The sequence below is a fragment of the Paenibacillus sp. FSL H7-0942 genome, assembly GCF_045040715.1.
Lineage (GTDB): Bacteria > Bacillota > Bacilli > Paenibacillales > Paenibacillaceae > Paenibacillus > Paenibacillus amylolyticus.
In genome coordinates, this window is the sequence record NZ_CP150279.1 from 998,237 (window position 1) to 1,010,920 (window position 12,684).

Annotated in this window: 13 protein-coding genes; 10 read left to right on the forward strand and 3 right to left on the reverse strand. The window is 43.2% G+C overall.

Annotated elements, in window-relative coordinates; all coding sequences use genetic code 11:
- Window positions 1-77: 77 nt before the first annotated feature.
- The gene (locus tag MHI48_RS04515; RefSeq protein WP_076329506.1) at window positions 78-398 is read right to left on the reverse strand and encodes a helix-turn-helix transcriptional regulator; all 321 of its coding nucleotides are present in this window, start codon (window positions 396-398) and stop codon (window positions 78-80) included.
- 184 nt (window positions 399-582) lie between these two features.
- Here MHI48_RS04515 and MHI48_RS04520 point away from each other — a divergent pair, with 184 nt between their 5' ends.
- The 6 genes from MHI48_RS04520 to MHI48_RS04545 all read left to right on the forward strand — a co-directional run bounded on the left by MHI48_RS04520 (window position 583) and on the right by MHI48_RS04545 (window position 5,741).
- Window positions 583-978 (forward strand): iron chaperone, encoded by a 396-nt coding sequence (locus MHI48_RS04520; protein ID WP_076329505.1) that lies wholly within the window; start codon window positions 583-585, stop codon window positions 976-978.
- Window positions 979-1,010: 32 nt separating this feature from the next.
- Window positions 1,011-1,544 (forward strand): cysteine hydrolase family protein, encoded by a 534-nt coding sequence (locus tag MHI48_RS04525; protein ID WP_076319974.1) that lies wholly within the window; start codon window positions 1,011-1,013, stop codon window positions 1,542-1,544.
- A 260-nt stretch (window positions 1,545-1,804) separates the two neighbouring features.
- On the forward strand, window positions 1,805-2,014 hold the full coding sequence (locus tag MHI48_RS04530; RefSeq protein WP_076319973.1) for a helix-turn-helix transcriptional regulator: 210 nt from the start codon (window positions 1,805-1,807) through the stop codon (window positions 2,012-2,014).
- Window positions 2,015-2,212: 198 nt separating this feature from the next.
- Window positions 2,213-3,796, forward strand: a complete 1,584-nt coding sequence (locus MHI48_RS04535) for a glycosyltransferase family 39 protein (protein ID WP_076329504.1) — start codon at window positions 2,213-2,215, stop codon at window positions 3,794-3,796.
- A 4-nt stretch (window positions 3,797-3,800) separates the two neighbouring features.
- A complete protein-coding gene (locus tag MHI48_RS04540; protein WP_143781144.1) occupies window positions 3,801-4,349 on the forward strand; it encodes a hypothetical protein in 549 nt (182 codons plus the stop codon).
- A 405-nt stretch (window positions 4,350-4,754) separates the two neighbouring features.
- Window positions 4,755-5,741 carry a phosphotransferase enzyme family protein gene (locus MHI48_RS04545; RefSeq protein ID WP_036605979.1) on the forward strand — a complete coding sequence of 329 codons (987 nt, stop codon included), beginning with the start codon at window positions 4,755-4,757 and terminating at the stop codon, window positions 5,739-5,741.
- Between the two features lie 128 nt (window positions 5,742-5,869).
- Here the strand turns inward: MHI48_RS04545 and MHI48_RS04550 are convergent, their stop codons facing one another.
- A complete protein-coding gene (locus MHI48_RS04550; RefSeq protein WP_076329503.1) occupies window positions 5,870-8,110 on the reverse strand; it encodes an S-layer homology domain-containing protein in 2,241 nt (746 codons plus the stop codon).
- 236 nt (window positions 8,111-8,346) lie between these two features.
- Window positions 8,347-8,949, reverse strand: coding sequence for a hypothetical protein (locus tag MHI48_RS04555; protein WP_076329502.1), 603 nt, complete (start codon window positions 8,947-8,949; stop codon window positions 8,347-8,349).
- Window positions 8,950-9,187: 238 nt separating this feature from the next.
- Between MHI48_RS04555 and MHI48_RS04560 the strand changes: the two genes are divergently transcribed.
- The 4 genes from MHI48_RS04560 to MHI48_RS04575 are packed head-to-tail and all read left to right on the forward strand — an operon-like array spanning window position 9,188 to window position 12,503.
- Window positions 9,188-9,760, forward strand: coding sequence for an RNA polymerase sigma factor (locus tag MHI48_RS04560; RefSeq protein ID WP_036668294.1), 573 nt, complete (start codon window positions 9,188-9,190; stop codon window positions 9,758-9,760).
- On the forward strand, window positions 9,735-10,583 hold the full coding sequence (locus tag MHI48_RS04565) for a hypothetical protein (RefSeq protein ID WP_076329501.1): 849 nt from the start codon (window positions 9,735-9,737) through the stop codon (window positions 10,581-10,583). The genes MHI48_RS04560 and MHI48_RS04565 overlap by 26 nt, the downstream gene beginning before the upstream one ends.
- Entirely contained in the window at window positions 10,564-11,439 is an 876-nt protein-coding gene (locus MHI48_RS04570; RefSeq protein ID WP_076329500.1) for an ABC transporter ATP-binding protein, read from the forward strand. The genes MHI48_RS04565 and MHI48_RS04570 overlap by 20 nt, the downstream gene beginning before the upstream one ends.
- Window positions 11,436-12,503 carry a hypothetical protein gene (locus MHI48_RS04575; RefSeq protein WP_405143183.1) on the forward strand — a complete coding sequence of 356 codons (1,068 nt, stop codon included), beginning with the start codon at window positions 11,436-11,438 and terminating at the stop codon, window positions 12,501-12,503. The genes MHI48_RS04570 and MHI48_RS04575 overlap by 4 nt, the downstream gene beginning before the upstream one ends.
- Window positions 12,504-12,684: the final 181 nt, after the last annotated feature.

Here is a 12,684-nt window from a genome sequence, read left to right on the forward strand (position 1 = left end):
TTTATGTACTTATATGTTTAAACTAATGAACATAATAGAGTGAAGAAAAGGAATGCGGTTCACCAGCGCGGTATGCGCTAGCTCTGACATTCCACTTCCACGAGATGAACGAGCTGTTTGATTAATTCGATCGCATCGTTGAACTCCAGCTTGTAATACATCTCCGTACCTTTTTTCTGAACCGATAACAGCCCGGATTGACGCAATATTTTCAAGTGATGAGAGACCGTAGGGCGTGACATGGGGACATGCTCTGCAATCTGCGATACGTTCATGCTCTCTTGATCAATGAGCAGCGATATGATTCGCTGGCGAACGGGGTCTCCCAATCCTTGAAGATAAGGACTTAGATTCTCGAAAATATCAATAACTTTTTGGTTACCCATCGATTCCTTCATGGCTCACTCCGTTATAATGTTTAATTGTTTAAACGTATTATAAGGCTTAGTTCACTTAAAAATCAAATTTAACATTCCAAGTTGCAGGAAATTAGCTGTTCCGCTTGTCCATTTGAAGTACAATATAAGCAAATATGCCCGTACCACGAATCCATTAATGTTTCCGTGGTGGAAGGAGTCCAAGATGGCTGAGAGTAACCATTATTCGGTGCTGGTAGATGAATATATCTCGGAGTTTGCACCCGATGTACAGGTGAGATTACAGGCGTTAAGACAGATTATTCGTGAAGCGGCTCCGAACGCCGAAGAGAAGATCAGTTACAAGATGCCTACGTATGCACAGCATGGGAATCTGGTTCATTTTGCCGCATACCAGCAACATATTGGATTTTACCCTGCTCCGAGTGGGGTTCTGGCGTTCAAGGAGGAACTCTCCAAGTACAAAGGGGCTAAGGGATCTGTCCAGTTTCCGCTGGATCAGCCATTGCCAGAGGATCTCATCCGCCGGATTGTGGCGTTTCGGGTGAAAGAAAATGTGGAAAAAGCTCTGGAGAAGAAGCAGAAGAAGAGTAAATGGTAAAAAACTGTTAGTGTACTGAAGGGGAAGTGCAGATGAACAAAGCACTAATCGTGTTGGATGTGCAGTATGGGATTACATCATTGAAGGATTTCACAGTTCAGTTGGGCAAGATTGAAGCGGTTATCGCTGATTTTGAACAGCAACATGAGCCAGTCATATACATGAAACATGTAGATTACGATCAGGAGGGCTCTTCACTGTTCTATAAAAATGTTGAGAACCTGGAAATTATAATGGATACCGGTCAGTATCCCGTTATGGAGAAAAGCAAACCAAGTGCCTTCAGCAATCCAGAGCTAAGAACTTGGCTACAAGAGCATCAGGTAGAACATGTATTTATTGTTGGATTCAACATGGAATATTGTTGTCTGTTTACAGCAATCACTGCGGAACACGAAGGGTTTAAGGTAACCTTGATTGAGGACGCAACAGGTTCGGTGAACACAGCGGAGACGTATGAGATGCCGGGTCTGGACATTCAGGATTTTGTCGGTTCGATTCTGAATTGGTCGAATTGTATTGAAGTTTTATATGTGGATGAGTATAAAGAAATGTATCGTATCTAGCGTGGTTTACAAGTGACGCCGGAGATTTGAGTATGGTATAATAAGAGCAGATGAGACGTAAAATGCAAAGAGAGCCGCGCTGGTAACACGACTCCTCCGAGCAATAGCCGCTTTTAAGGGCGGTGGGCTTCGCTTAGAAAGATGATCAACAATAGACCGCATCCTTTTGCGAGGGGGGCGGTCTATTTGTGTGTATTGGACAGAATAAGGCATCCTTTGTCAACATCACAGTGTGCATTTTAGTTTGGAGGGGAATTCGTATGATCAAGGTTCATTTATCTCGTATTATGGGTGAGAAAAGAATTAATATTGCTGATTTATCCCGACTAACCGGATTACATAGAAATGGGATTGCCAAATTATATAATGAAGAAACCGATGGTGTGATGTTCGATACGCTGAATCGAATATGTGAGGCTTTGGATTGTGAAATCCAGGATATCATTGAGTTTATCAAGGACGAGAAGTGATCTTCAACATTTAGCTAAGGCCCTATACTTTTAAAAAATTGGACATATAGACCGTTACCTTATCGAAGGGACGGTTTTTTTCTGTTTGTATACACATACTGAGCTGCACCGATCGCAAGCGTTACTCCTTTTCAGCGATTTTTCAGCCAGAGCCATTATAATACTCACGGAATCCTGTAATCGAAAAGGAGTTTTTGCATGTCTAAGGTGCTGCATAAGTCGTTTTATCTCATTTTGCTCGTGTTTGTTGCGGTGTTTATTGCTTCGTCCTTGTTGGTTCGGGCACAGTACAACTACGCCTTATATGGGGACAATCCCATTTTGGGCATGCAGCAGTGGAGTGTTTTTCTCCCGGTCATTCTTTTGCTTCTTGGTCCAGGTGCTGGGTTATATGCTCTATGTCTGAAGCTGAACAAATACAGTCCGAAGGTTGTCATTCCGATTGTGCTGCTAAGTTCTTTGGCCATTCAGATCATCGTCATTTTCGTATTTCCGAGAGTACCCACCGATGATTCACAGACCGTTCTCTCACTCGCCATGAACATGCTGTATGACCAAGACTACTCGTCGTTTGAACCGGGTGGTTATCTGCACATGTTCCCGTTTAACTACTCGATCGTGTTGTACCTGAAGACATTGCTGTACCTGTTCCCGGACAACTATCTGGTTATCAAACTATTTAATATTTTGTTTTCAACGTTAACAACGTTCATGATTTATCTTATCTACAAACAAGTGAATGACAGATCTACGGAGCGTGATTACGGTGTGTTGATCTTTGCAGCCACGTACCTACCGTCCTTGTTCCTGAACAACCTGATCTATAACGATGTGATTGCCACAGCTTTTCTGACATCGTGTTTATACTTTGTTCTTCGTTTTGTACGTGAAAAGTCTTGGAAAACCATCGTCATTGCCGCCGTTTTTCTCGCGATGGGCAATTACTTCCGAAGCATTGGCGTGATCGTGCTGATCGCTGCCATCATATATATCCTGCTGAATTTACGGAGCATTGGAATGAAGAAAGTTGTCATTTCCATCGGTGTGCTGGCTATGTTGTTTAATGTACCAACCTGGACTCAGAATGCGGTTCTTCAATCCTCCGGTGCTGTGAGCGAACCTGTCGGAGAGAATGCTGCACCGGTCTATATGTGGCTGAATATGGGGATTAATCTGGAGCGTTTTGGCTTCTGGGACAATATGGAGAGTTATCAGATCTATCAGAGACAGGCCAACTACAGTAAGGCTGAGAGCACAGCATTATTTAAACAAGAGATTGGCAATAAGCTGTCTGAAGCAAGTGCGAGTGAGTTGGTGCAGATGTATTACAAAAAGATCATATGGACCTGGACCGAAGGGACATACCAGATGGACCGTTATGGAATCGGCAATGAAAGTTCCATGGGTGCCGGAAGAGGAAGGGGAGGCGGAATCGCAGGCTCCTATAGTTATACCAATGCGATAACCGAGTTGTTGCAGGGGGATTCCGCTTATCGGACAGGTTTGCTCTGGATTGTATATGTGATGAATTTCTTGATGTACTGTTTTATTTTCATTCGGTTGGTCGGTGGAATTCGTCATAAACGGTATGATGAAGTCTCCTTAATCCTGGTCATTCTCGGATTCATCGGATTTTATATTCTGTGGGAGATTAAGTCCAGATACATCTACCCTGTATATCCGTTGTTGGTTGTGCTGTCCTATATGGGTTTCAAAGATACGTATGATTTCATATTCCATCGTAAAGGTACCTTGGAGAAATATTCCCAGAGAAAAAGGTGATCATATGCGAAAAAATAAATATTTTACATCGGTTACGCTACTCCTACTGCTGGGATGTTCGGTTATGCTAACGGCTTGCGATGTGATAACCGCTCAGAATATTACCAAGACCAGTTCTGCGCAAGGCATGAACGGTGGTGGTATGCCGAATGGTGGTGGCCTGGGAATGAATGGAGGAACACCGAGAGGTGGAAGAGGCACCGCGGGCATGAATGATAGATCAGGCAGTCCTGGCATGACGCAGGGGATGATGAATGCCAACATTACTGGTAGAGTCATCTCCGTGAATGGAAACACAGTTACGCTGGCGTTACTTGAGGTGCAGGACAACTCATCCCCAAGCATGGAGTGGAAGGATACCGGAATGGAGATGAAATTGAATATAAGTGATGATGTTGTTATCACTGAAGGTATGGGGACGCCGGGCTCGGGCAATTCCAGCTCACGTGCGAATTCGTCCATTCAAGTGTCTGATCTTCAAAAAGAAAACATCGTGATGGTGTGGTATAAGGACAACACCGAGACGGTGGAACGGGTGAGGGTTGTCCAGTAAAAAATGATGGGATTATCGTCATTTTGTAATTGCTTACATTTGGCTTATCGGCTATTATGGTAACAACTGGTTTTTTGAAGGGAGTGAGCGTCATGAAACGACGGTCTAAGATGGTATGTTCTATTACTACAATGAAGGTAAGCATAAACTGAATAATTCCGGCAGACCATTCAGATGCAGGGTGAAAACATCCAGTTTCCCAGTCCGATCTGAGATCTGCCGATATATAGGGATATAACTGCTCATTTTTTCTGGCGTATGCGAGGTTTATTTGCTTGTGCAAATTTCTCATACACTCAGAATTTTTAAAAGCCGCAGGCATAGCCTGCGGCTTTTTGCGCGCAAAAATAGGCATTCGGTGGTTACAAGCAATGCACCTAAAACGATCAAAAAGGAGAAATGTCCATGTTAAAATTAAAATATTTATTCCAAAATAAAGACCTTGCCGAGATGATTCTAAAGAATTGGAGTTATGATCCTGAGTCGCTGGATATGTTTCAGTATTATCGCATATCCTCCAATGCCGTGTATCCGTTCAGAGATCAGGGGGAAGTGAGATTGCTTCGTTTTGCCCCGGTAGAGGAAAAAAATCAAATCAACCTTAGCGCGGAATTGGATTTCCTCCGTTATCTTCGAACGAATCAGTATGGAGCCATGGAGACTGTACCTTCTCATTCAGGGACGGAACTTGTAGAGGCTCACACCCCATGGGGAACGTACTATGCTTCCGTATTCAAGCGAGTATCTGGATCGCAGTTAGGAAGCATTGATTTGAATGACTCCATCCTGTACAGCTATGGTCAGGCATTGGGTGAGCTGCATCATCTATCGCGCGCATTCATGCCTGAGCAGAAGGAGGAACGCTGGACCTATACGGATGTTTTGGATTGGATGCAGGAGATCCTGAAGGGTTTTTCTGGTGAAACGGCTGCTTTGAATGAGGTGGAGTTTCTTCGAACGTATTTTGCGACTTGGCCGATGACCCAGCAAAATTTCGGTCTCATCCACTACGATTTTGAACTGGACAATGTCTTCTATGACGAAGGTAACCAGTCTTGTTATGCCATTGATTTTGATGACTCGATGTATCACTGGTACGCAATGGACGTGGAACAGAGTCTGGATAGTCTACGTGAGGAGATCGAGCCTGAACAATGGGAGCAGAAGAATCAATTGTTCCTGAACGGGTATTGGTCCAAGGTGGGAGAACGTTATGATCTGGAGAGTATGTTCCCCGCTTGTCGTCGTTTTGCCAACTTGTACGGTTATGTGCGTATGCTTCGATCTGTTGCAGAGCAGTGGTCATATGAGCCGGAGTGGATGAGCGGACTAAGAGCGAGGTTAGCGAGGATAATGACAGAAAAGGCAGAGCAATTCGGTTATCCGATTTAATTTCTAGTGCAGCCGACGCTTCTCCAATTCCATAAAAATATGTCATGTTCACACCAGAAATAATATGTTTCGAGAAAAAAAACCAACTGGAAATTCCATGTAGAATTCCTAAGCTGGTTTTTTACATGTTACTCGGTATAATCACTTATCGCAGTATGCCCCGCTTCTACACTGATCCAGTAGGAATGATCTTCGCGCACGTCCACATAGAGGTTAAGTTCCTTCGCATCAAGGTTACTTACCGTTAATTTGAAATTGCCATAGGCATCTGTTGTAACCTGCTGCGTCTGGATGTGCTCTACAGCAGGCGAAGGACCATGAATTTTAATTGGCATCGTCTGGTTGGCATACGCCGGGAACGTACCTTGAAGGACCAGCGTGTGATCGGCAGAATATACTGCTTTCATGGTCTGATCCGGTAGTCCGCCGTTCTTTTCATTCTCGGTAGCTTCAGTGGCATTCTTCGGTCTGCTCCATAGTTCGAAGCCTTTTTCCTTTAGGTTCTGGAGAAAAACAACGGCCTCTGCCCGGGTCAAGGATTCTTGTCCCGCATAACCTTGCACCGTAGCTGCGGTTTTGCCTGAAGAGTATCCCATGTTCAGCAGATACCGGATGGCATCGTCATCCTGGGTATAATTTTTACCGCCAAGCCCCGCCACGATTACGGCTACTTCTGTTCGGTTCAAGGCATGATTGCGCAGCTTCGGATTCTGTTTGCTGGCATCCAGTTTCAGATTCAACGCGGAAGCATAGGTATAATAACGATCACTCCAGATGTTTCCTTTAATAGCTTGTCCCTCCGCATCTTCGATGCTCTGAATGACATGGGAATTAGCATACAGCTTGAACAACATGGAGAGGAATTCGGCTTCACTCACCTGATTGTTGGGTTTGAACGTTCCATCCTCGTATCCACTGACCATCTCCTGTTGAACGGCCCATTGAATGGCATCTTTTGCCCAATGTGTACGGATATCAGTTAATTGGGGAATTCCCGTTACCGTAACAGAGACAACCGCTTCTTTCCCTTCAAAACGAATCCGAATTTCGGCTTTACCAGCCTGAAGTCCAATGATTTTTCCATCCTTGATGGCAATGCGATCTGACGTCGTGGTGAAGGAAACGTTAGACTGTGGAACATAGGATGTTCCGTTATCATTCACGGCAGTGATTGAAGGCAGATCAATCTGTTCTCCTGCTCGGACTTTCAGGTTTGGTTGTCCTGGCGTTATACGGGTAAGCGTTGTATCTTGAACACCGTCCACATGGAAGAAACGTGTGGAGTATGAGATTTCCGCTGCTGTACCGTTTTTCTTTTGCAGACCTGTAATTCGAATGTTGAACGTATCGCCGCTTTTTAACAATTGCACATCGTCGGGACGGAAGATAATGGCGTAACCATATCCATATCCACCTGTCTCTACATTGAAATAGGCTTGATTAAACCATTGTTTATCCGCAGGGTCCACGTTGTAATAACGGGTTGGAAAGCCACTGTTCTGATTCTTTGCATTAAAGGTCCATGTACGTTGATCGGAAGTCCGAGTCATCTCGACCTGTACCTCAGATAGTGTTGGTTTCGCAAATACATCTGTATTCAGTTGAACAGACCAGGCCTGTGTGCTGCCAAAGGCTTCGATTGGAAATGCGCCCTGATTCGGGAACAGGCTGTAGTTGAACGAAGTTCCCCCCGTTCTGCTTTTATCAAATACCTGCATGGCACTATAGTACTGATCATATGTCTTGCCTGCTTCACTACGAGTGGCGAGTCCAAATCCGATTCGTTGCAGTTGTGGACTCAAAATCCAGCGCCGATGACCGAGTCGATCAATATTGGAGGCGTCTGAATCATTCATGTAGGCCTGTATGCTTTTTGTCAGGACGTTATTCTTTGCACTGCTGGTAACGTACAGATTGGAGCTGCTGGCAGACTTTGAACCGGTGTCAAAGAAATCCTTTGGCATATCTCCTGGCTGTTTTGGAGAATGGGACAGGTATCCACCCGTGGAGACCACAACAGCCCCATGCTGGGCTTGACGATTCAATGCCGGATCAAGGACAAGATCGCCCTGTAGCCCCGTGATAAAACGATAAAAGTTGGCTGCATTCAGCCCTTGTTCCAGATAGGCGTCACTTACCACACCAGCAGAGTAGGGAGCACTTGTCGAAGGTGTCTTTGTATACAGGGGAGATGTATCATTGCCATTCATCCACTGATTCCACTTTTGGACAATCTCCTGCTGACTTCGCTCAGGTAACAAACTGTCGACCTGTTCCGCATGTGCCGCTTGAGCACCCCATAACAGAAACAGCAAACCTGCCAAGGGCAGAGTGAACAGTGAATGTATTTTATTTTTCCGGTAAACCATGTTTCCAACCCCTCTCATATCTGAACGTACGAAGAACATATGCATGTTCAGCATTATGGTATATTCATCGACATTACAGTTGATTTTGCTTAGAGTCAGGCATGGGAGCATAAGGCCGAGCGTGTGAAGGAGGGGGTTTAAATTAGGGAGTTGGTGGTTCATTTGTTGAAAAAAGAGCACAGGCCACCCCGCTGATTCGGGACAGCTTATGCTCTTTCTACATATGTATCTACTTTTTAGTCGAGACTCAGGTCGAAATCAGGCTCACACATATAATCTAATGGGTAAAGATCATCTCGTGCCGAGATTAATGCACGGAAATGCAGATCCCTGATACCGTGCCCAGTTGCACTTTCATCTGAGCGATTGGAGACAAGTTCAGCTACCACAAAAACGTCTTCTGCGATGTTACATTTAAAAAGAACATTTTTCGGATGAATGACTTCCTCCAGGTAACTGTACGTCATCACGTGAAATACTTGTCCGCACCAGTTTGTCTTGATCACTTTATAGGACTTTGTGCGAACCAGATCCAGATAACGTTCCAGCTGGAACGTATGCTCAAATTGCGTAATATAACCTTTTTTATCTACATCAATCGTAAATTCGACATCATAGCTCACATGCATTTCATCTTTATAAGTTCCGTTCATAACCTTCATGTTGTCAAAGTGTGATCCGAATTCCGGATCTTCTACATAGGGAATGGTAACGAGTTCGGGGTCAACATATTCTGTGATCTTACTGTTACTGGAAGGTGGGGTGTAATACTTCGATGGCTGAAGATCAATCGATCCAATCATGCTTCCTGGGAAACCGGGGCTGCAAGTTATTCGCATAGTCATCTCCTTAGTTGTTGGTCAGTAGTTAGACGAACGAGTAACAATAAAGTTGCACCAGAATAAGGAAATGAAGGATGAAGCCAGTAGTTCGCACGCCTGAGTAAATTTGGATCAGAGCCAATGTATTAATACTTCTTTTTTGAAATTTTGTTATATTCAGAAAAATATACTTCTATGCTTTTGATCTTTTACTATCCAAATTTCGTTAATTGTTTATAGAGGGGGTGAGGGAGCGTTGAATGATGAAGAGCTTATTCAAGAGATTCGCGAAGGTAGCCGTGCTGCCATGGAAGTACTGGTGAAGCGGCACTATCAGTCGATATTTGCTTATGTTTACCGGAAAACCGGAGAGTACCATACTGCTTATGATCTAACACAAGAGGTATTTGTAAAAATGATGAATTCCTTGGACAAGTATCAGAACACAGGTAAATTCAGTCACTGGCTACTGAAGATTGCAGTGAACCATTGTAGAGATTATTATCGTGGGCGGGAGTTCAAGCAACAACAAAGAGAGAGTGAATTAACTGAGGATGCGTTCCCTGCCAGTGAACAACAGAATGTTTGGAATATTTTTCATAAGCGATTTCAGAATGAGCAAGTCAGGCGCGCAGTATTAAGTTTGCCTGATCACCAGCGAGATGCAGTCATTCTAAACTATTACAATGGATTGAAGATCAGGGAAGTTGCTGAACTTACGGGAACCAACGAATCGACCGTGAAGTCGCGCATTCGATTGGGGATAACGAAATTAAAGGAGATTATTGTGGGAGGTGAACGGGATGAAAAGCAGAGGAAACGGAGATGAACTGAATCCTGTAACAGAGTTGGAAATAGAAGAGTACAACGAAATTGCTTCATATCTGGATGAGTATCCGGTCGAATTTCCATCCGAGATGGAGATTGACAAGACAATTAGAATACTGGATACATATATGCCAGATCCCATGAATGCTCACCTGAAACAAAAATCATCTGGGAATTCAGTTAAGGAATTGTTCCAGTTAGTTTATGGTGAGGTTGCTGTCTTCCACAAATCTTACTGGTTAGTTTGTTCAATGCTCTTGTTGTTCGGCTATTGGCTAGGTACTCACAGTACGACAGACCCGTACATGAGTGTGCTCTTTATAGTTCCTGTTCCATTTGTACTTGGTTTGCTAGAAGTTTTTAAAGGTCGAGATCAAGGATTAATGGAAATCGAACTGACCTGCAAAATCACGGCACAGCAACTGATGCTTACCCGTCTAATCGTAGTACTTATTGGGAATATGGCGTTTGTTGTTTTGCTTAATTTACTTATATCAAGCGAAAAAGATGTTTCCATATCATGGAGTGCTATCGGCCTCTCGTATACACAGCTTATGATAGCAGCAGGTACAAGTCTATGGCTTGCGATGCGTGTCAGAGGTGGGACAGCCGTCAGTATCTTTTTAATTGTATGGTTCGCGCTGGTTTGGCTTGTACTAAGTAATCCCGAATTGAAGACTCTACTTCAATCGATCCAGCCCACAGTACTTATAGCGATGGCTCTATGCGGATTTTTACTATTAATCAGTCAGATATATGAGATGGCAAGGAAATATACATCACAGACAGAAAGAGGTTACTCCTTTGATACTGACCATGGATAACGTATCCAAGAAATACAGGAACAAGTTGGCTGTAAAAGAAGTCTCACTAGAACTATCCAGTGGTGGTGTTTACGGTCTCCTTGGGCCGAATGGAGCAGGGAAGACAACATTGCTTCGCATGATTGTAGACATTTCCAAGCCCACGTCTGGACAAATTTTGTTGAACGGGCAGTCTATCCAAAACATGGGAGACCGTTATCGAAGTTTGTTGGGCTACATGCCCCAGCGATTTGGATTTTATAACCGATTCAGTGCTTATAAATTTCTCATGTATATGTGCTCTTTGAAAGGGATCGGTATTAGTCAAGCTTCAGCACGTGTGCAGGAAACGCTAGTGACGGTGGGCCTTGAAAATCAAGCACAACATAAAATCCACACATTCTCCGAAGGAATGAAGCAGCGATTGGGAATTGCCCAAGCTTTGTTGAATGATCCACAAATTTTGATTCTTGACGAACCTACAGCTGGATTGGACCCCAAAGAGCGCATTCGATTTCGTAACATTATCGGCGAGCTGGGAAGAGATCGTATTGTAATGTTATCTACGCATATCATTTCTGATTTGGAGTTTTCATGTAAGGAGATGATTTTGTTGAATGAAGGGCAGCTCATCGCCCATAATACTCCGGAAGAGATTATGAACCGGATGAAAAATAACGTATGGAAAGCGAAATTAAATCCGCAACAACTTGCTGATCTTACCTCTCATTTCAAAGTAAGTGGTTTGTCTTATGAGTCTGATGGAATCGTAGCCAGAATACTGGCCAAAGAACAGCCTGTCCCGCAAGCCGTACGAGAATCACCTCGGCTTGAAGATGTATATATGCACTATTTTGGAGAGGAGACGAAGTCTTGATTCGTTTAACTCAATTCGAATTTTATAAAATTTTAACGCGTAAAAGTATTGGCATAGCATTGTCTATTTTAATTGTTTTTCTAGTCGTATACTCATTTTGGAGGCATCCTGGGATAATGGATGGTTCCGCCTTTTACAAACCTTATGAAGGTCCTATTACAACAGAGAAGGTAAAAGTCGCACATAATCAATATGATTCCATTTGGGATAGTACCAAAGGTAGATACCAATATGGTGCATTGTACGATATTGTGTTTTTTTCTCCAGAGACGATTAAGAACAGCACACGATATGATGATCGTGGCAACATCATGGAGCGAACAGTGAATGTATCCGAAATTTATTATAATAAACCTTGGGGTTACCTACTGGAATACATTGATCAATTCGGTGTATTTTTTATGATGATTATGATTCTGCTAGGGTTGGCTCCGGTATTTACCGAAGAATATGTACTAGGTACAGCATCATTACTGCGTAGCAGCAAAAGAGGCAAAAGCAAGCTTGTATCAGCAAAATGCATTGCTTCCATATTGTACGTTGTGATGTGTGCCGTTTTATTTACTGGGGTAAACTTGGTTTTATATTGGTTAAGGTTTGGTAATCTGGCTGGGGCGGATACTTCCATACAGAGCGTGGGCATGTATGTTTACAGCTTTGATTATGAGTTCTCACCATATACGTTTACTGCTTTTCAATATTATTTAGTTCAATTGTTTACTCATATAGCAGGTAGCTTGGTCTTTGCATCTATTGTTTTACTGGTATCCGTCCTCAGTTCTACATCCTTTATAGCTATAATTGTGAATACTGTGATAGTAGGTCTGCCATACTTGGCCTTTGACGTATTAAATTTGAATTCCGGGTCATTAAAATGGGTCGAAAAATTTTCGATAAGTACCATGATACGGGTAACAGGGCTTTATCAAACACCAATAAACTATTCCTTATTCGGGCTGAATATGTCTTATTTAACCTTATATATAGTTGTGATGGCTTTCATGACTGTTTCGACTATACTTGCCACATATCGTATATTCCATAGCCGGGAAGTGTTTTCTTGAGTGAAGCTATGAGTGATTCCTTTTTTGAGAAATAAGGTTCGCAGTCCCTGCGGGCTTTTTTTTATTTGCAGGAGTACTGGCACTATTTCCAATCTACTTACTCTTTTGATACAGTAACTGTAGGACATATCGGAGGTATATATCATGTATGGGACAATGTCTTCATGAATGGGTCATGGAG